Raw genomic sequence first — 17,650 nt, forward strand, 5'->3', positions numbered from 1 at the left:
AGAGGTGGTCGGCGGTGGCCAGCGGGTGTCATCACGCGCACCGCGTCCCTCAACACGGCCGTCACGCCCCGGTGTTCCCACCGGACCGTCATCCCTTCGATCGTACGTGCGGAAACGGGAGGTCTGTCAAGAAGTCCTTTTCCGCCCGACCACAGTACGAACGCCGGTTGACTTCCCCGTACCCACCGTGCTCAATTGGCTCCATGCAGAAGCAGCTGCCGTTGGTCACCCGCGGACACATCGACTTCGGTCGAGTGTGGTCCGCCTCTTGTTGCGCCTGACCCGGCAGCGGGCCGCCTGACCGGCCCCTCCCTCCCTCGGTGACCCCCTCGCGGGCCGAGACTCCTCTCCTCACCGGGCGCGCGCTGCCGTCGACCCCGTCGTTCCCCTGACGCCTCGTCACGCCTCGTCACGTCATCACGTCGTCGTGCCTGTCCGGTTCTCACCCTGCTCGGTGCCACCCTGTCGGGTCTCTCCCCGCTCGGGTTCCGCTCCCGCGGCCCTGAGGCATGACCACGACCGGTCTCTCCCAGCTTCTCTCCTGTACGAAAGGTCCGCCATGCCTGTGGAGTTCCTCGGGATAGCCGCCACCCACGACGGTTCGGAGACACATCCCCGCTCCGGTGCCTCGTTCGACAAGGACTACACACTCAAGCTCGCACGGGCCCACGAGGACCACGGCTGGGACCGGGTGCTGTTCGCGTACGGGTCGGGCTCACCCGACCCCGCCCCGGCCGCCGCGTACATCGCCGCGCACCTGGACAAGCTCCAACTCCTGCTGGCGCACCGGCCGAACGTGTCGTACCCGACCTTCGCCGCGAAGACGTTCGCCACTCTCGACCGGATCAGTGACGGCCGTCTGACGGTCCACTTCATCACCGGGGGCAGCGACCAGGAGCAGGGACGCGAGGGGGACACCCTCACCAAGGACCAGCGGTACTCCCGCACCCGCGAGTACATCGAGATCGTCAAGCGGATCTGGACCTCGCACGAGCCCTTCGACCACGAGGGCGAGCACTACCGGTTCCACGACTTCGTCAGCGACGTCTTCCCGGTCCAACAGCCCCGGCCCAACGTCTCGTTCGGCGGATCCTCCGACGCGGCCCACGCCGCCGGCGGCGCCGAGGCGGACATCTACTGCCTGTGGGGCGAGCCACTGGCGAAGACCGCCGAGCAGATCGAGACGGTGAAGGCCGCGGCGCGCGCCGCCGGCCGTACGACCCCGCCCCGGATCCAGGTCGCGTTCCGGCCGATCATCGCTCCCACGGAGGAGCTGGCCTGGGAGAAGGCGCACCGCACGGTGGCCGCCATCAACGCCCGCAAGGAGCGGGGGGACGCGCTGGTCAGGCGGGGCCGGGGGGCGCCGGAGAACACCGGCTCGCAGCGGCTGATCGCGATCGCGGAGGCGGGTGAGCGGTACGACCGCGCGCTGTGGACGCCGACCGCCGCCGCCACGGGCGGCGCGGGCAACTCCAACGCGCTGGTGGGCACACCGGAGACGGTCGCCCAGGCGCTGCTCGACTACTACGACCTGGGCGTGGACATCCTCTCGGCCCGTGGTTACGACCTGCTGGGCGACGCCATCGACTTCGGCCGCCATGTGATCCCGCTGGTCCGCGAAGAGGTCGCGAAGCGAGACACCGAGCGCACCGCGCGGGCCGCGCGCACCGAGAACGCCGGGACCGGCCCGCTGAGACTGGCGGAGGCCGGGAGATGACCTCCGTCGCCGAACCGGGCGGGCTGACCTGGGCCACGGCCGCCGTCACGGACCCGCTCGCCCGGCCGATGCTGCGGGAGCTGGGGGACGAGTACTCCGCGCGGTACGGCAAGGACGCGCACGCCGAGATGGCCCGCTACCCGGCGGCGGAGTTCGAACCGCCGCACGGCGTGCTGCTGCTGTTGCTGGAGCGGGGTGAGGCGGTCGCCGGAGGCGCGTTCCGCCGCTACGACCCCGCCACGGCGGAGCTGAAGCGCATCTGGACCCACTCCGCCCACCGGCGGCGCGGGCTCGCCCGCCGGGTCGTCGCCGAGCTGGAACGTCTCGCCGCCGCGCGTGGCTACCGGCGGGTCTGTCTCACCACCGGGCCGCGCCAGCCCGAGGCCAAGGGCCTCTATCTGCGGACCGGTTACACACCGCTGTTCGACACGGCGGCCGACCCCGAGACCATCGGGCCGCTCCCGTTCGAGAAACACCTCGCTCCGTCGAGGGGAAAGAGATGAAAACCGTGCGCGCTCAGGTATCCGCCGTCCTCGCGGCCGTTCTGCTGCTGCCCGCCCTGGCCGCCTGTGGTGCGGACGACACGTCCGGCAAGGAGACGGCGGGCGCCGCGTCCCCCGCGCCCTCGGGCGACGTGGTCGCCGCGCTCAAGAAGGACGACGCGCTGGCGAAGCTGCTGCCCGCGGACGTCCGCGAGCGGGGCACGATCAAGATCGCCTCGTCGGTGGGAGCCGCGCCCAGCGCCTACTTCCCCGACGCGACGGGGAAGAAGCCGGTCGGCCTGGACATCGACATCGCCGACGGGGTCGCCAAGATCCTGGGGCTGAGGCTGGAGCGCGAGGAGGCCAGCTTCGAGGCGATCCTGCCCGCGCTCGGCAGTGGCAAGTACGACGTGGGGACCGGCAACTTCGGTGTCACCGACGAGCGTCGCAAGACGATCGACTTCGTCACGTACATCAACGACGGCCAGGGCTTCGCGGTCAGCAAGAACGACACGACCACCCAGAAGGTCACGAAGCTCGACGAACTCTGCGGCAAGACCGTCGGGGTCGGGGCGGGCACCACCTTCGAGGCGACCCTCAACGCGAACAAGTCGGTGTGCGCGGAAGCGGGCAAGAAGCCGTACACGGTCAAGGTCTACTCGGACACCGGCGCCGGCCTCACCAGCCTCCAGCAGGGCCGGATCGACATCGAGATGTCGACCATCAACGGACTGCGCTACCAGGCGGCCCAGCCGGCGGCCGGCATCAAGTTCCTCGGTGAGTTCCACCGGCTCGACGTGGGATTCGCCTTCAAGAAGGGCTCTCCGCTGCTCCCGGCGTTCGAGGGCGCGGTCAACGAACTGATCGCCGACGGCACGTACAAGAAGATCCTCGCGCGGTGGGGCACCCAGGACTCCGCCATCGAGAAGTCCGAGATCAGTCCCCCCGAGAAGAAGTAGCGGCAGGAGCGCCCACCATGGAAACCGCAACCGGCACCGCGCAGGCCGCGCCGCCGCCAGGATCTCTCGTACCACCCGGAACCGCCCAGGACGGCGAGCAGCTCGCCACCCTGAAAGTGGTGCCCGCCCGCCACTACTGGCGATGGGCCGCGGGGGTCGCCGCCCTCGTCGTCGTCGCGCAGTTCATCCACGGCCTGGCCACCAACCCGGGCTGGGACTGGCACACGTTCTCGCTCTACCTGACGGCCGACAGTGTCCTCAAGGCCGTCTGGGTGACCCTCCAACTCACCGCGTACGGCACGGTGCTGGGCTTCGCGCTCGGGATCGTCCTGGCCTTCATGAGGCTGTCGCGCAGTGCGATCCTCCAGACGGTCGCCTGGACGTACATCTGGGCCTTCCGGTCCATCCCGCTCATCGTGCAGCTGCTGTTCTGGTTCAACCTGGCCTATCTGTACAAGGAGCTGGGCGTCGGGATCCCCTTCGGTCCCGTGCTGTGGAGCTTCGACACACTGAACCTGGTCGGCGCCCTGTCGGCCGCCGTCATCGGTCTGGCACTCCACCAGGCCGCGTACGCCGCCGAGATCGTCCGCGGCGGAATCATCTCCGTGGACGGCGGGCAGTTGGAGGCCGCCGCGGCACTGGGCATCCCCCGGCTGCGGCAGCTGCGCAGGATCCTGCTCCCGCAGGCGATGCGCGGCATCCTGCCCAACGCCGCCAACGAGGTCATCTCCCTGTTCAAGGGCACGTCGATCGTGTCCGTGATGGCCATCGGCGAGCTGTTCTACCAGGTGCAGGTGATCTACGGCCGCAACGGGCGTGTGGTGCCCCTGCTGATGGTCGCCACCGCCTGGTACATCCTGCTGACCACCCTGCTGTCCGTCGTCCAGTACTACGTGGAGCGGCACTTCGCGCGGGGCCACGAGCGCACTCCCCCGCCCACCCCGTTCCAGCGTGCCCGCACGTTCGTCCTCAAGCTGCGGGCCACCGCCGCCACCGGAGGTTTCCCGCGATGAGCAACACCGACAGCACAAGTGCGGGCACGAGCGTCGGAAAGGGCCCGGGCGACGGGACGTCCGACGGCGGTCTGATGGTCGACGTGCGCGGGGTCCACAAGAACTTCGGCACCCTCGAAGTACTGCGCGGCGTCGACCTCCAGGTCCGTACCGGCGAGGTGACCGTGGTGCTCGGCCCGTCCGGCTCGGGGAAGTCGACGCTGCTGCGCAGCATCAACCACCTGGAGAAGCTCAACAAGGGCTACATCAGCATCGACGGCGAGCTGATCGGCTACCGCAGGGCCGGCCACAAGCTGCACGAGCTCAAGGAGCGCGAGGTGCTCAAGCAGCGCCTCCACATCGGGTTCGTCTTCCAGAACTTCAACCTCTTCCCCCACCTGACCGTGGTGGAGAACATCATCGAGGCGCCCGTCTCGGCGCTGCGCGTCCCGCGCAAGCAGGCACTCGAACAGGCACGGGTGCTGCTGGAGCGGGTCGGGCTCGCCGACAAGACCGGCGTGTACCCGCGCCAGCTGTCCGGCGGCCAGCAGCAGCGGGTGGCCATCGCCCGCGCCCTGGCGCTGGAGCCGAAGGTGCTGCTCTTCGACGAGCCCACCTCGGCGCTCGACCCCGAACTGGTGGGCGAGGTCCTCGATGTCATCAAGGACCTGGCCCGGTCGGGCACCACCATGATCGTCGTCACTCATGAGATCGGCTTCGCCCGTGAGGTCGCGGACACCGTCGTCTTCATGGACGGCGGAGTGATCGTCGAACAGGGCACGCCGGCGGAGGTGCTCGACCGGCCCCGGCACGAGCGCACCAAGGCGTTCCTGTCGAAGGTCCTCTGACCCTCCCGTACGTGCCACCCCTCCGTCCTCCCCTCCCCCTCACTGTCCCCGTCAAGGAGCCCACCGTGTCGCCCCGTCGCGCCTTCCGTCCCGCCGCCGCCCTGCTCGGCCTCGTCACCGCCCTCACCCTCACCGCCTGCGGCGACCCCGCCGACGACACCGTGAGCAACGCCGCGCCCGCCGCGAAGGGCGCCAAGAAGGCCGAGTTCGACCTGAGTCCGAACCAGAAGCGCATCACGACGCCCAAGGTCGACGCCGTCGCCGCTCTCCTGCCCGCGGCCATCCGCGAGCGCGGCACGCTGGAGGTCGTCAACTCGGCGGGCTCGGCGCCGCCACTCGACTTCTACGCCACCGACGACAAGACCGTGATCGGCGTGGAGACCGACATCTCCGCGCTGATAGCCAACGTGCTGGGGCTCAAGCTGGAGTCCAACACCGTCGACTGGGCGAACATCTTCGTCGGGCTCGACAGCGGTAAGTACGACCTCGGCATCAGCAACATCACCGTCACCGAGGAGCGCAAGGAGAAGTACGACTTCGCCACCTACCGGCTCGACAACCTCGCGTTCGAGGCCAAGAAGGGCTCGGGCTGGAAGGTCGACGGCCCCGAGGACGTGGCGGGGAAGACGATCGGGGTCAGCTCCGGCACCAACCAGGAGAAGCTGCTGGTCACCTGGAGCGAGGAGAACGTGAAGAAGGGCCTCAAGGCCACCGACATCAAGTACTACCAGAACTCCACCGACTACTACCTGGCGCTGGGTTCGGGCCGCCTGGACGCCTACCTGGGCCCGAACCCGGTCGCCGCGTACCACTCCGCCTCCACCGGCCAGACGGAGGTCATCGGCACCTATTCCGGCGGCGGGGCCGACGTCCAGGGCAAGATCGCGGCCACCACCAAGAAGGACAACGGTCTGATCAAGGCGGTGCATGAAGCCCTCAACACCGTCATCGAGAACGGCAGTTACGGAAAGGTCCTCAAGCGCTGGGGCCTGTCCAACGAGGCCGTGACGTCCTCGGAGCTCAACCCGCCCGGGCTGCCGAAGACCAACCAGTGACGACCAACCAGTGACGACCGGCGCGTGACCACCGGCCGGCCGGCGTACCGGCCGGTGTCCGCACCCGAACCGTCTCAGCCCAGCTGCCCCGTGCCCGTGCCCGGCGAACCCGCCGGACACGGGCACTGCGCGTGGTACTTGAGGGCGATGGCCGCCAGGTCCAGATGCGCGCCGAAGGCGGGCCGCGCCGCCAGCCGGCGCGTGTAGTCCCACAGGCGCGGGTAGTGCGCGACACACCGCGCCGCCACGGTGTCCAGATGCGGCCGGTGCACGGTGTCCAGATACACCAGCGCCACCCACAGCTGCACGTCGGCAGCGGTCGGCGTGTCACCGCCCAGTACGAACTCCCGCGCCTCCATGCGCTGTTCGAGCGTGTCCAGCGCGGCGAAGAGCGTGTGCAGGGCGCGGTCCCTGTCCTCTGGACCCGTGGCGGGCCGGCCCGCGATCCCCGCGTTGACACCGATGTCCCGCTCGCACAGCAGGGCGACGGCCTCGATCTCCTCCTCCGTACCGCGCGGGCGCAGTTCGGGACCCGAGCCGCCGAACCGCACCGACAGGTCACGCAGAATGTCCGGGACGTACGTACTGACGATCCGCCCCGTCCAGCCGTCGCTGAGCACGGGTGCGGCGGCGGGCCCCGGGTGGTGGTGCGAGGTGGCCTCGTACAGCGGGAGCAGTGCCTCGTACCCGCCGCCGGGGCCGTCGGGCACGGCGGGGAGCAGGGCCACGGGGAGGGTGTCGCCGAGGTCGAGCAGGCTGTGGGTGACGGCGATCTCCAGACAGGTGGGACAGGCCGGGGACAGGTGGAGGCGGTAGCGGCGCGGGACGGCGTAGTGGCCGCTGCGCGCGTCGCACCCGATCCTGCCGCGGATGGAGGGTGCGATCGCCGGTGTGATGAGGGACATGCGTCTCCCTGCGGTGGATGCGTACGGACGGACGGACGCTCACGACACGCACGGAGGCAGGGCGGACCACGGGCCGGGCACGCGGGCGCGGGAGAGCGCGACGCGTGGTGCTACCGGTCGGAGGAGGGCGTGCCTGTGCCGTGTCGGCTCGGAGGATTACGCGGCGCTGCAGACACGGAGCAGGTCGATGTGGCGACGGGAGGTCAGCAGGGGCAGCGATCGGGCCGTACCGGCCCCGCGATCGATGTCCAGCCCCGAACGACCCATTTGTGCCTACCCGTTCGCTAGATGCCCACAGTCGAGTGTCCGGCCGCCCGGGGGCCCCGTCAAGGGTGCCCGCGTCCCCCGGCGGGACCGTCTCGCATGGTGAGAGCGGGGGCGGGGGCCGCGGGCAGGATGTGGCGTGTGTGACGGCGGGTGGTCCGCGTGTGAACGACGGCCGTGTTGTGTTGCCGCGACATGTCGGGTTCGTGGCCGAACCGGCCGCGCGCTGTGGTGTGCCGTACACCTTCTCTATGGTCCGTGTCAGGCCTGGACATCTCCCTCCGCCTTCCCCCGTCCCCACCTCACCACCCGCCGCCCGACCCGAACTGTGCGAGGCAATCCATGAGTCAGCCCGTCGACTCCGTCACCGCGGGGCACACCCCCGAGGACATCTCCGGCCAGGAGCCCGCCGCGGCCTGGTCGTTCGAGACCAAGCAGATCCACTCGGGCGCCGCACCCGATCCGACGACCGGCGCCCGCGCGACGCCGATCTACCAGACGACGTCGTTCGTCTTCAAGAACACCCAGCACGCCGCGGACCTGTTCTCCCTCGCCGAGCCGGGCAACATCTACACCCGGATCCACAACCCGACCCAGGACGTCCTGGAGCAGCGGATCGCCGCGCTGGAGGGCGGGGTGGCGGCCGTCGCCCTCGCCTCGGGGCAGGCCGCGGAGACCCTCGCGATCCTCACCCTGGCGAGCGCCGGGGACCACATCGTCTCCAGCACGTCGCTGTACGGCGGTACGTACAACCTGCTGCGCCACACGCTCCCCCGGTTCGGTATCGAGGTGTCCTTCGTCGACGACCCGGACGACCTCGACGCCTGGCGCGCGGCCGTACGCCCGAACACCAAGGCCCTGTTCGCCGAGACGCTGGGCAACCCGCGCGGCAACGTGCTCGACATCCGGGGGGTGGCCGACGCGGCGCACGACGCCGGGGTGCCGCTGATCGTGGACAACACCGTGCCGACGCCCTACCTGCTGCGTCCGCTGGAGCACGGAGCGGACATCGTGGTCCACTCGGCGACGAAGTTCCTCGGCGGGCACGGCACCACCATCGGCGGTGTGGTGGTCGACGGCGGTACGTTCGACTTCGGCGCGCACGCCGAGCGGTTCGCGGACTTCCACGAGCCCGACCCCAGCTACCACGGCCTCCAGTACTGGCCGGCCCTCGGCCCAGGCGCCTTCGCGATCAAGCTCCGGGTCCAGCTGCTGCGCGACCTCGGTCCGGCGCTCGCCCCGCACTCCGCGTTCCTGCTGCTCCAGGGCGTCGAGACGCTCAGCCTGCGCGTCGAGCGCCACACGTCCAACGCGCTGGCGCTGGCCCAGTGGCTGGAGCAGCGCGACGAGGTGTCGGCCGTCCACTACGCGGGACTGGAGTCCAGCCGGTGGTACGAGGCCGGGCAGCGGTACCTGCCGCGGGGCGCGGGCGCGGTCCTGGCCTTCGAGCTGCGGGACGGCGTGGAAGCGGGCAAGCGGTTCGTGGACGGCGTCGAGCTGTTCAGCCACCTCGCCAACATCGGTGACGTACGCAGTCTGATCATCCACCCGGCGTCGACCACCCACAGCCAGCTGGACGAGGAGCAGTTGGTGGCCACCGGCACCGCGCCCGGTCTGGTGCGGCTCTCCGTGGGCCTGGAGAACGTCGACGACCTCAAGGCCGATCTGGAGGCCGGGTTCCGCGCCGCCAAGGCGGCGTCCTGACGATGTCGGTCGAACCGGCCACACGTCCCCTCCCGCCGGCCGCCGCCGGCTGGCAGGAGGGGGACCCGCCGGGCCGCCGCTCCTGGGTGGCGCTGGAGCGCCCCCTCCCCCTGGAGGCGGGCGGTTCGCTGCCCGCCGTACGACTCGCGTACGAGACGTGGGGGCGCCTCGCCCCCGACGCCTCGAACGCGGTGCTGGTCCTGCACGCGCTGACGGGAGACAGCCATGTCGCGGGACCGGCAGGACCGGGGCATCCCACCGGCGGCTGGTGGGATGCCCTGGTCGGACCGGGGCTGCCGTTCGACACGGAGCGGTGGTTCGTGGTCGCGCCGAACGTGCTGGGCGGCTGCCAGGGTAGTACGGGTCCCTCGTCGGTCCGTCCCGGGGCGGCCCGTCCCGGTGAGCGCTGGGGGCCCGGCTTCCCGTACCTGACCCAGCGCGACCAGGTGGCCGCCGAGGCGGCCCTCGCGGACGCCCTGGGCATCGACCGCTGGGCCGTGGTCGTCGGCGGTTCCATGGGCGGGATGCGCGCGCTCGAATGGGCCGTCGGCCACCCGGAGCGCACGGGCTCCCTCCTGGTCCTCGCCTGTCCCGCCGCGGCCTCCGCCGAACAGATCGCGTGGGGCGCCGTCCAGATCGAGGCCATCAGGGCCGATCCGGGCTGGCGCGGGGGCCGCTACCACGACGCCCCGGCCGGCGCCGGGCCGTACCGCGGGCTCGGGGTGGCCCGGCGGATCGCCCATGTGACGTACCGCAGCGAGCCCGAACTGGCCGCCCGGTTCGGCGGCGCCCCGCAGCCGGGCGAACACCCCTGGCGGGGCGGGCGCTACCAGGTCGAGTCGTACCTGGACCACCACGCGGCCAAGCTGGCGCACCGGTTCGACGCGGGCAGCTACGTGACGCTGACCGAGGCGATGAACGGCCACGACGTGGGCCGGGACCGGGGCGGCGCAACCGCCGCGCTGCGCCGGGCCACCATGCCCGCGCTGATCGCCGGCGTCGACTCCGACCGGCTGTACCCCCCGTCCCAGCAGGCGGAGCTGGCCGCCGCGCTGCCGGGCGCGGACCGGCCGAGGGTCATCGAGTCGCCGTACGGACACGACGGCTTCCTCATCGAGGCGGAACAGGTGGGCGCGCTGGTGCGGGAGTTGCTGGCGTGAGGTGACACGGGCCGCCCCGGTCCCGGAGACGGACGGCGGCGGGGACAGCCCGGACTACGGGGCCGTACGCCCGAACGGGTGATCGGGCCCGCTGTCCGGGTGTCGCGCGCGCCGGGAGGGACCGGTGGCGACCCCGGCGGAAGACACTCGCGGGTGTGACGGACACAGAGGGTCAGGACGGACGGGGCAAGGAGAACGGCGGCGCGCCGCACGGCGCGGCCGGCGGCGCGGTGATCATGCCCAGGCTCGACGCCGAGCAGTCGGGGCTCCTGCGGCGGGTCGGTGAGGAGTGGGGGCGGGTGTCCGCGCCCCCCGAGGCCTGGCGCCGCGTCCTGCCGGTGGACCCCGACGTCGGCAGCTACCCCGAGCCGGGGCAGATCGTCCCGGCCCGGTTCGGACGGGTCGTCAGCGTCCCCACGCTCAGCGGCGGACCGACCACGGCCGAGGCCGGCGGGGGCGGCGGGGACGAGGCGGGGACGGGCGCCGAATGGCAGCCCGGCGGTCTGGCGCTCCGCCTCCGGCGGACCCTCCTCGGGGCTCCCCTCGCGAACACGGCGATCGTGCGCGAGCGGATGCGCAAGCTGGTGGCGCTGCCGGTGCTCTCGGCGGACGCCCTGTCCTCGGTGGCGTACGGCCCCGAGGCGATGCTGCTGGTCCTGGTGCTCGCCGGGACCGCCGGGCTCCACGCGACCGTGCCGGTGGCGCTCGCGATCGTGTTTCTCATGCTCGCCGTGGGGTTGTCGTACCGTCAGACGATCCGCGCGTATCCGATGGGCGGGGGCTCGTACATCGTCGCGACGGACAACCTGGGACGCATCCCGGGACTGATCGCGGCCGCCGGGCTGATGACGGACTACATCCTCACCGTCGCCGTCTCGGTCTCCTCCGGCATGGGGGCGGTCACCTCGGCGATCCCGAGCCTGTCCCCGGAGATCGTGCCGATCGGCGTGCTGGTCATCGCCATCCTCCTGGCCGGCAACCTGCGCGGCGTGCGGCAGGCGGGCGCGCTGTTCGCCGCGCCCACCTACGCCTTCATCGTCGCCATCCTCGCGCTGGTGGCCACGGGCCTGTACAGCGCGGCGGGCCGGGACTTCGCCCCCACACCGCACCCGGTCGTGACCGCGACCGAGGGGCTGGGCGTGCTGCTGGTGATGAAGGCCTTCGCCTCCGGGGCCACGGCGATGACCGGCATCGAGGCGATCTCCAACGCCGTGCCCGCCTTCAAGCCGGTCGCCTGGCGCAACGCGCGCACGACACTGTCGTGGATGATCGTGCTGCTCGTGGTGTTGTTCTCCGGGGTGATCGCCCTGATCCACTACGAGGGGATCGTGCCGCAGACGGGGGAGACCGCGCTGTCCCAACTGGCCCATCGCAGCTACGGGTCGAACGGGTTCTACGTCTTCACCCAGGCGGCGACCGCGCTGGTGCTCCTGCTCGCCGCGAACACCGCGTACAACGACTTCCCCCGGGTCCTGTTCCTGCTGGCGCGCGACGACCACGCGCCACGGATCTTCCTGCGCCTGGGCGACCGGCTGGCGTTCTCCAACGGGATCATCCTGCTGTCGGTGGCCGCCGCGCTCGTCTACATCGCCTTCGAGGGCAAGACGGCGTCGCTGATCCCGCTGTACGCCGTCGGGGTGTTCCTCGCCTTCACCCTGTCGCAGTGGGGCATGGTCGTGCACTGGTGGCGCAAGCGCAACCGGCACTGGCGCAAGAGCCTGTGCTTCAACGCCACCGGCGCCGTCCTGTCGGCGGCCGTCTTCATCACGGCGGGCATCACCAAGTTCACGGCCGGGGCGTGGCTCGCCATTCTCGCGGTGGGCGCGTTCCTTCTGGTGACGACGCGGATCCACCGCCACTACGCGAGGGTGCGTCAGGCGCTCCGCCTGCACCCGCAGATGATCGAGATCCCCGGGCACTCGATCACGCCCCACTCGCGCCCCGACACCGGCATCGGCATCGGCACCGGGTCCGGGTCCGGGTCAGCCGCCCGCGCGCCCGCGCCGCCGGGTCCCGCCGCTCCGACGGGGGCCGACCCCACGGCCTCGGCGGGCCGGGAGCGGGACGCGGAGACGGAGGACACCCCGGAGGAGATCCGCCATCTGTCCGTCGTGCCGATCGACGCCCTGCACCAGGCGAGCATGCGCGCCCTCGCCTACGCCGCCTCGCTCCAGCAGCCCGTGCTGGCGCTGCACGTCAGTCCGGCCGAGGAGGAGGCCGAGCTGTTCCGGGAGTCGTGGCGGCTGTGGGGGAACCGGCTGCCGCTGGCGGTCGTCGTGTCCCCGTACCGCGCGATCGTGGCCCCGATGATCGGGTACATCGAGTCCCTGCACCGGCAGCGGCCCGATCTGACGATCACGGTGATCCTGCCGGAGATCGTCGTACGCCACTGGTACCACCGGATCCTGCACAGCTATCTCGGCGGGCGGCTGCGGCGGTCGCTCCGGCCCCTGCCGAAGATCGTCGTGACGACGGTCCCGTTCCACGTCTAGCCGCTGCTCAGAGGCAGGTGGCGTACGCCCGGTCCTCGCTGGTTCCGCATTGAACTTCCGTATTGAAACATCAACTATCCACACAATTGGCCGATTTGCCCATCTATGTCTAGAGTTGACGGTGTCATTGCCGTACGGGCAATCGCGTCTACACGAGGAGCTGACATGCTTTCTCAGACCATGAGGGCCGGAGAAATCACCCTTGACGGGCACGCGTTGGGGGTGGCCATGACCGAGCCCGAAGCCCCGCAGAGCGACGCGCCTGTGTACTCGCCCGAGGCCGCGGGACTGTTGCTGCTCGCGCTGCTCCTCTCGCCCAAGGAGCCGAAGGAACCGAAGGGCCGGTGATTCCGGACCGGTCGCGGACCACATACCAGGAATCGGCGGCCGGCCTGGCACGACGTGCCCTCGATGCCCTCCGGGGCACCGGGGGCACGGCCATGGTCGCGGAACACGTCGAACAGGCGGAGGATCCGGGCGCGGCGCTGGCCGCCATCCGGATCCTGGGCGCCGACACCTTCGCCCCCGTGCTGCTGACGGGCGAGGCGCTCCCTCCCCAGGACGCGGAGGCGATCGCCCTCTCGCTGACTGCCCTCCCGCCCTCGCGGGACGTGGCGCCCGCGCCGCCCGCCGGCCCCGAGGGGCCCTGGCTGATGGCGTGGCGGGACTGGGGCACGGCGACGCTGCTGGCCGTGCTCACGGACGGCGGTACGGACGTCCCGCCGACGGCCCCGGCGCCACTGCCGCCCCCGGGTCCCCCGCGGGGGGCGCCCGCCGGGAGCGACACGGGCGCGGTGGGCTGGCCCGGCTGGTCGGTCCGGATGGGCCAGTTGTCCACGCTGGCGCTGCCCGGACTGGACGGACCGATCCACGACGCGGCCCGCGCCGCCCCCCTCGCGCTGGCGCGCGGCGCCACCCGGGCGGTGCTGCGGCGCGACTACCCCACCGCCGCGCGGATCACGCGCTGGCTGGCGTGGCTGCACGCGGACGGGGTGCCGCCGGCGCTCGATCCCGCGCCGCTGGTCGAGCACATCGAGGTGATGGCGGGCGGGGACCGGCTCGCGCTCGACACGGCGATCGCCCGCCGCCTGATGACGAGCTGACGGCCCCTCACGAGCGACACCCGACCACGACCGGATCGGACCGAGACCCCGATGGACACCGTCACCCCCCTGGCCCACCAGGTCACCTCCAAGGCCCTGAGCTGGCTCCACACCCACCGCGAGCACGGCGCGCTGCCGGCGGACAGCACGGCCCAGCTGGCCGAGCCCGACAGCGTCTACAAGCCGCTCGGCGAGACCGCGCTCGCCGCCTCGCTCGTCGTCCGCGAGGCGGTGGCGGGCACCCAGGAGCTGCGGATCGCCCGCGAACTGCTCGACTTCTGCTGGGAGCAGCTCGGCGAGGGCGCCATGCTCCACGAGCGGCTGCTGCGGTACCCGATGATGAGCGACCCGCTGGAGACGTACACCCACTTCGCCCGGAGCGGTTACCGCCACCGGGCGCTGGAACGGCTCGTCGCGCACACCACCTCGCTGCGGTCGGCGCGGGCGGCGGAGGTCCTGCCGAACCGGCGCCTCGCCGTCGCCAACGCCGCGCGGGTCGCCGGGCTCGACCGGGGGCCGATTCCCTTCGACTGGGACGCGCTGACCCGGGAGACCTGGCTCGGCTCGTTCCCGGAGCCGTGGCTCGTCGACTGGACGAACGCGTACAACATGACGCACACCGTCTTCCACAGCACCGACTGGGGGCGCCTGCCCGCCGGTCTCGGCGCCGATCTCACCGCGTACGTCGGCGACTGGCTGCCGGTGTGGACGGACATCTGGGCCGAGATCGGTGAGTGGGACCTGATGGCAGAGCTGATGATCGTCGGCAGCTGCCTCCCGGAGCCGCGCTGCGACGCCGGGGACTGGGAACGGCTGGCGTCCCTCCAGCACGAGGACGGGCTGTTCCCCCGCGACGCGCAGCCCGTGGGCGACGATCCCGGTGAGCGCTTCTCCGACCAGCACCATCCGACGGTGGTCGCGGCGGTCGCGGGCACCCTCGCGCTCTCCCGTACCCTCGGCTCCCGGCCGTGACGCAGGGGCGGGCCGGGATCCGCGCCACGCCGGGCACGGACCGTCCGTACGCCTCCGATACCGGCACGGGAACCGACAGCCACACCGGCGCGCCGCCCGGCGCGTGGGCCCTCGGTCCCGCGAGTCCGGTCGTCGCCGCGGCCCGGGGCGCGAGCGCCGTCGCGGTGGCGCTGCGGCGCGGCCACCGGCGGGCCGTCGTCACGCACGGCAGGACCGCCCGGGAGGGCGGGGCGCCGGTGACCGCCGACACGCGCTTCGAGATCGGCTCCCTGACGAAGTGTCTGACGGCGCTGCTCTTCGCCGAGCGCGCGGCGCGCGGCGAGGTGGCCCACGGCGATCCGCTGACCCGCTTCCTGCCCCCGGAAGCCGTACCGGAGCCGCGCGGCGGGCCCGTCACCCTGCTCCATCTGGCCACCCACACCTCCGGTCTGCCCCGGCTGCCGCCGGGTCTGTTCGCCAGCGCGACGGGGCGCTGGCTGAGCAATCCGTACGCCCGGTTCGACACGGACGACCTGCTGGACGCCCTCGCCAGGACCCGGCTCCGCGCCCGGCCCGGCGAGCGGATGCGGTACTCGAACTTCGGGGTGGCGCTCCTCGGCCACCTCCTCACCGGTACGGGCGAGGCGCGCACGGCGGACGGCACGGCGCGGTACGGGGACCTCCTCGCGGCCCGGGTCCTGGACCCCCTCGGTCTGCACGGCACCTCCTGCGTGCCCGGCCCTCCGGGAACCACGGCCACCGGCCACGGGCACGGCGGCGCCCGCCCCCCGTGGGAGATCCCGGGTCTGCCGGGCGCGGGAGCCGTCCGCTCCACCGCCCGTGACCTGCTGACTCTCCTCGACGCGCACCTGGAGGCCCATCCCGGCGCCCCGCCAGGAACCCGTGAGGCCGCCGCGCCGCTCCCCCTGCGCGCGGCCCTCGCGGACGTCACCCGTCCACGGCTCGCGGTACGGGGCGGTGCCAGGCGGCTGGCTCTCGTCTGGAACATCCGGGTGCGGCCAGGCGGTGACGTGTACCACCACTCCGGCGGTACGAGCGGCTTCACCGCGTTCGCGGGGTTCTGCCCGCGCCGGGGCACCGCGCTCGTCGCGCTCGCCAACACGACCCCCGACGCCCGTCACGGCTTCCTCCAGAGCGCGTACGAAGCCCTGTTGGCCTTGGGCGCGCGGGGCTGACGACCCGTAAGAGCGGTGTGGTACGGCCGGACGGCCGAAGCGCGGTGGCCGGGTCGCGCGGGCCGTCCTCCACTGGGAGTGTGCGACCCCGATCGAGCGGGTCGTGTGCTGCCCGGACCGGGCGGCCCCCCTCTCCTGAGGAGCCCACCATGACGCCGTACCGCACCAGAGTGTTCACCGCAGTCTCCGCCACCGTGCTGCTCGCCGGGGCGGTCACCGCCTGTTCCGGCGGCGACAGCGGCGGCGGCTCGGCCCCGAGCACCGCCGAGACCGCTTCCGCGGCGTCCGCCGCCACCTCGGTACCGCCGGCCGCCGAGGTGGCGGCCTCCCCGTCGGCGTCCAGCCCGGCGGAAGTGACCTCGTCCAAGGGGCCGCTCGGCACGATCCTCTTCGACCACAAGGGCCGGACGCTGTACGTGTTCGACAAGGACAAGACGTCCAAGTCCACCTGCGAAGGAGGGTGCGCCACGGCGTGGCCGCCGTTCACCGTCACCGCGAAGCCGACCGCGGGCAAGGGCGTGAAGTCCGACCTGCTCTCCACCAGCACCCGGAGCGACGGCAAGAAGCAGGTCACCTACCACGGCCACCCCCTCTACCGCTTCTCCGGCGATCCGCAGCCCGGCAACACCAACGGACAGGGTGTCAACGCCTTCGGCGCCAAGTGGTACGTCATGGGCACCGACGGCAAGCAGATCACCAAGAAGTCGCAGAACCCGGGCACCGGTTACTGACCCCCGGCTCCCGCCCTCCCGCACCACCTCCCGTCCGATCCCCGGAGACCTTCATGCCGTCCCGTCGCCCCGCCCGCCTCGCCCTGGCACTCGCCTTCGCCTGTCTCACCGCTGTCGCGGGCTGTTCCGACAGCGACAACAACAGCGGCTCCTCGGACTCCTCCTCCGCACCCGCGTCCTCGGCACCCGCGTCGTCGGCCCCCGCCTCCACGGCGCCCGCTTCGTCGTCCCCGCCGTCGTCGGCCTCACCGTCGAGCAACGCCAAGGCGAAGATCAGCATCAAGAACTTCAAGTTCATGCCGGACAAGCTCACCGTGGCGCCCGGCACGAAGATCACCGTGACCAACAACGACTCCACCACCCACACGCTGACCGCCATCACGGACAAGGCGTGGAACACGGGTGACATCGCGCCCGGCAAGTCGGCCACCTTCACGGCGCCGACCAAGCCGGGCGCGTACAAGTACATGTGCACCATCCACCCCTTCATGAAGGGGACGCTCACCGTCCGCTGACCGACTGCTTTCCCGGCACGGTTTCCCCGGCCACGGTTTCCCCGGCCACGGTGCACCTGGAGACGTCATGGCAACAGACCCCACCGCCGTACCCCGCCGGACCCGCCTGGTCCGGCGGCTCGTCAGGGAGGCCGCACGGCTGATCGCCGCCGTCGGTCTGGCGCTGGACTCCTATCTGCATGCCCACCTGGCCGACCGGTACGACCTCGTCAGTGCCGACATCAGCCAGGGGACGCTCTTCCGGATCGAGGCCGGTTTCGCCGCGGCGGCGGCGGTGCTGATCCTGCTGTGGCGGCGGTGGCCGGCCGAGCTGTTCGCCTGGTCGGTCGCCGCCGGCGGGCTGACGCTCCTGCTCATCTACCGGTACGCCGACATCGGGGCGTGGGGGCCGTTCCCCGACATGTACGAACCGATCTGGTACGGCGACAAGGTCTTCACCGTCGTCGTCGAGGCGGTGGCCGTCGTGGCCACGTCGTATCTGCTGGTGACCAGCTTCCTGATGTGGTCCAAGCGCGGCCGGCCGCGCAGGCGCGGACGCCGGCGCGCCCACGCGGCCGGGGGCCGGCGGGTCTGACC

Annotated in this window: 18 protein-coding genes; 16 read left to right on the forward strand and 2 right to left on the reverse strand. The window is 71.9% G+C overall.

Going from position 1 to position 17,650, the window contains the following annotated elements:
* Nucleotides 1-559: 559 nt before the first annotated feature.
* The 6 genes from OG349_RS02845 (at nucleotide 560) to OG349_RS02870 (ending at nucleotide 6,053) form a co-directional block, all read left to right on the forward strand.
* Complete coding sequence (locus tag OG349_RS02845) at nucleotides 560-1,717, forward strand: LLM class flavin-dependent oxidoreductase (protein WP_327233054.1); 1,158 nt, start codon at nucleotides 560-562, stop codon at nucleotides 1,715-1,717.
* Nucleotides 1,714-2,220, forward strand: coding sequence for a GNAT family N-acetyltransferase (locus OG349_RS02850; RefSeq protein WP_327233055.1), 507 nt, complete (start codon nucleotides 1,714-1,716; stop codon nucleotides 2,218-2,220). The genes OG349_RS02845 and OG349_RS02850 overlap by 4 nt, the downstream gene beginning before the upstream one ends.
* On the forward strand, nucleotides 2,217-3,158 hold the full coding sequence (locus OG349_RS02855) for an ABC transporter substrate-binding protein (RefSeq protein ID WP_327233056.1): 942 nt from the start codon (nucleotides 2,217-2,219) through the stop codon (nucleotides 3,156-3,158). The genes OG349_RS02850 and OG349_RS02855 overlap by 4 nt, the downstream gene beginning before the upstream one ends.
* A gap of 17 nt (nucleotides 3,159-3,175) precedes the next feature.
* Nucleotides 3,176-4,171 (forward strand): amino acid ABC transporter permease, encoded by a 996-nt coding sequence (locus OG349_RS02860; RefSeq protein ID WP_327233057.1) that lies wholly within the window; start codon nucleotides 3,176-3,178, stop codon nucleotides 4,169-4,171.
* A 74-nt stretch (nucleotides 4,172-4,245) separates the two neighbouring features.
* Nucleotides 4,246-4,998: an amino acid ABC transporter ATP-binding protein gene (locus OG349_RS02865; protein WP_327238418.1), complete on the forward strand. Its 753-nt coding sequence runs from the start codon at nucleotides 4,246-4,248 to the stop codon at nucleotides 4,996-4,998.
* Nucleotides 4,999-5,063: 65 nt separating this feature from the next.
* Nucleotides 5,064-6,053 (forward strand): ABC transporter substrate-binding protein, encoded by a 990-nt coding sequence (locus OG349_RS02870; RefSeq protein WP_327233058.1) that lies wholly within the window; start codon nucleotides 5,064-5,066, stop codon nucleotides 6,051-6,053.
* A gap of 74 nt (nucleotides 6,054-6,127) precedes the next feature.
* Here the strand turns inward: OG349_RS02870 and OG349_RS02875 are convergent, their stop codons facing one another.
* On the reverse strand, nucleotides 6,128-6,958 hold the full coding sequence (locus OG349_RS02875) for a glutathione S-transferase C-terminal domain-containing protein (RefSeq protein ID WP_327233059.1): 831 nt from the start codon (nucleotides 6,956-6,958) through the stop codon (nucleotides 6,128-6,130).
* A gap of 156 nt (nucleotides 6,959-7,114) precedes the next feature.
* Nucleotides 7,115-7,225, reverse strand: coding sequence for a putative leader peptide (locus OG349_RS02880; protein WP_327233060.1), 111 nt, complete (start codon nucleotides 7,223-7,225; stop codon nucleotides 7,115-7,117).
* A gap of 339 nt (nucleotides 7,226-7,564) precedes the next feature.
* Between OG349_RS02880 and OG349_RS02885 the strand changes: the two genes are divergently transcribed.
* From OG349_RS02885 to OG349_RS02930, 10 genes are all read left to right on the forward strand, one after another.
* Complete coding sequence (locus tag OG349_RS02885) at nucleotides 7,565-8,926, forward strand: bifunctional o-acetylhomoserine/o-acetylserine sulfhydrylase (RefSeq protein ID WP_327233061.1); 1,362 nt, start codon at nucleotides 7,565-7,567, stop codon at nucleotides 8,924-8,926.
* Between the two features lie 2 nt (nucleotides 8,927-8,928).
* Nucleotides 8,929-10,086: a homoserine O-acetyltransferase MetX gene (gene metX / locus OG349_RS02890; RefSeq protein WP_327233062.1), complete on the forward strand. Its 1,158-nt coding sequence runs from the start codon at nucleotides 8,929-8,931 to the stop codon at nucleotides 10,084-10,086.
* 236 nt (nucleotides 10,087-10,322) lie between these two features.
* Nucleotides 10,323-12,578: an APC family permease gene (locus OG349_RS02895; protein WP_327238419.1), complete on the forward strand. Its 2,256-nt coding sequence runs from the start codon at nucleotides 10,323-10,325 to the stop codon at nucleotides 12,576-12,578.
* A gap of 165 nt (nucleotides 12,579-12,743) precedes the next feature.
* Complete coding sequence (locus OG349_RS02900; protein ID WP_202534746.1) at nucleotides 12,744-12,926, forward strand: hypothetical protein; 183 nt, start codon at nucleotides 12,744-12,746, stop codon at nucleotides 12,924-12,926.
* A gap of 92 nt (nucleotides 12,927-13,018) precedes the next feature.
* Nucleotides 13,019-13,681 (forward strand): hypothetical protein, encoded by a 663-nt coding sequence (locus OG349_RS02905; protein WP_327233063.1) that lies wholly within the window; start codon nucleotides 13,019-13,021, stop codon nucleotides 13,679-13,681.
* Between the two features lie 51 nt (nucleotides 13,682-13,732).
* Nucleotides 13,733-14,653 (forward strand): DUF6895 family protein, encoded by a 921-nt coding sequence (locus OG349_RS02910; protein WP_327233064.1) that lies wholly within the window; start codon nucleotides 13,733-13,735, stop codon nucleotides 14,651-14,653.
* Entirely contained in the window at nucleotides 14,650-15,828 is a 1,179-nt protein-coding gene (locus OG349_RS02915; RefSeq protein WP_327233065.1) for a serine hydrolase domain-containing protein, read from the forward strand. Before OG349_RS02910 ends, OG349_RS02915 begins: the two co-directional genes overlap by 4 nt.
* 149 nt (nucleotides 15,829-15,977) lie before the next feature.
* Nucleotides 15,978-16,559: a COG4315 family predicted lipoprotein gene (locus tag OG349_RS02920; protein WP_327233066.1), complete on the forward strand. Its 582-nt coding sequence runs from the start codon at nucleotides 15,978-15,980 to the stop codon at nucleotides 16,557-16,559.
* Nucleotides 16,560-16,612: 53 nt separating this feature from the next.
* The gene (locus OG349_RS02925; RefSeq protein WP_327233067.1) at nucleotides 16,613-17,074 is read left to right on the forward strand and encodes a cupredoxin domain-containing protein; all 462 of its coding nucleotides are present in this window, start codon (nucleotides 16,613-16,615) and stop codon (nucleotides 17,072-17,074) included.
* Nucleotides 17,075-17,141: 67 nt separating this feature from the next.
* Complete coding sequence (locus OG349_RS02930; protein ID WP_327233068.1) at nucleotides 17,142-17,648, forward strand: hypothetical protein; 507 nt, start codon at nucleotides 17,142-17,144, stop codon at nucleotides 17,646-17,648.
* The last annotated feature ends 2 nt before the right edge of the window (nucleotides 17,649-17,650 follow it).

The organism is Streptomyces sp. NBC_01317, from assembly GCF_035961655.1.
Classification (GTDB): Bacteria; Actinomycetota; Actinomycetes; order Streptomycetales; family Streptomycetaceae; genus Streptomyces.

What these genes read in the sequence shown, in the direction of transcription:
- OG349_RS02860 (WP_327233057.1), top strand. Translation starts at nt 3,176, where the DNA reads ATGGAAACCGCAACCGGCACCGCGCAGGCCGCGCCGCCGCCAGGATCT.
- metX (WP_327233062.1), top strand. Translation starts at nt 8,929, where the DNA reads ATGTCGGTCGAACCGGCCACACGTCCCCTCCCGCCGGCCGCCGCCGGC.
- OG349_RS02885 (WP_327233061.1), top strand. Translation starts at nt 7,565, where the DNA reads ATGAGTCAGCCCGTCGACTCCGTCACCGCGGGGCACACCCCCGAGGAC.
- OG349_RS02850 (WP_327233055.1), top strand. Translation starts at nt 1,714, where the DNA reads ATGACCTCCGTCGCCGAACCGGGCGGGCTGACCTGGGCCACGGCCGCC.
- OG349_RS02920 (WP_327233066.1), top strand. Translation starts at nt 15,978, where the DNA reads ATGACGCCGTACCGCACCAGAGTGTTCACCGCAGTCTCCGCCACCGTG.
- OG349_RS02855 (WP_327233056.1), top strand. Translation starts at nt 2,217, where the DNA reads ATGAAAACCGTGCGCGCTCAGGTATCCGCCGTCCTCGCGGCCGTTCTG.
- OG349_RS02895 (WP_327238419.1), top strand. Translation starts at nt 10,323, where the DNA reads ATGCCCAGGCTCGACGCCGAGCAGTCGGGGCTCCTGCGGCGGGTCGGT.
- OG349_RS02910 (WP_327233064.1), top strand. Translation starts at nt 13,733, where the DNA reads ATGGACACCGTCACCCCCCTGGCCCACCAGGTCACCTCCAAGGCCCTG.
- OG349_RS02900 (WP_202534746.1), top strand. Translation starts at nt 12,744, where the DNA reads ATGCTTTCTCAGACCATGAGGGCCGGAGAAATCACCCTTGACGGGCAC.
- OG349_RS02930 (WP_327233068.1), top strand. Translation starts at nt 17,142, where the DNA reads ATGGCAACAGACCCCACCGCCGTACCCCGCCGGACCCGCCTGGTCCGG.
- OG349_RS02845 (WP_327233054.1), top strand. Translation starts at nt 560, where the DNA reads ATGCCTGTGGAGTTCCTCGGGATAGCCGCCACCCACGACGGTTCGGAG.
- OG349_RS02875 (WP_327233059.1), bottom strand. Translation starts at nt 6,958, where the DNA reads ATGTCCCTCATCACACCGGCGATCGCACCCTCCATCCGCGGCAGGATC.
- OG349_RS02865 (WP_327238418.1), top strand. Translation starts at nt 4,246, where the DNA reads ATGGTCGACGTGCGCGGGGTCCACAAGAACTTCGGCACCCTCGAAGTA.
- OG349_RS02925 (WP_327233067.1), top strand. Translation starts at nt 16,613, where the DNA reads ATGCCGTCCCGTCGCCCCGCCCGCCTCGCCCTGGCACTCGCCTTCGCC.
- OG349_RS02880 (WP_327233060.1), bottom strand. Translation starts at nt 7,225, where the DNA reads ATGGGTCGTTCGGGGCTGGACATCGATCGCGGGGCCGGTACGGCCCGA.
- OG349_RS02905 (WP_327233063.1), top strand. Translation starts at nt 13,019, where the DNA reads ATGGTCGCGGAACACGTCGAACAGGCGGAGGATCCGGGCGCGGCGCTG.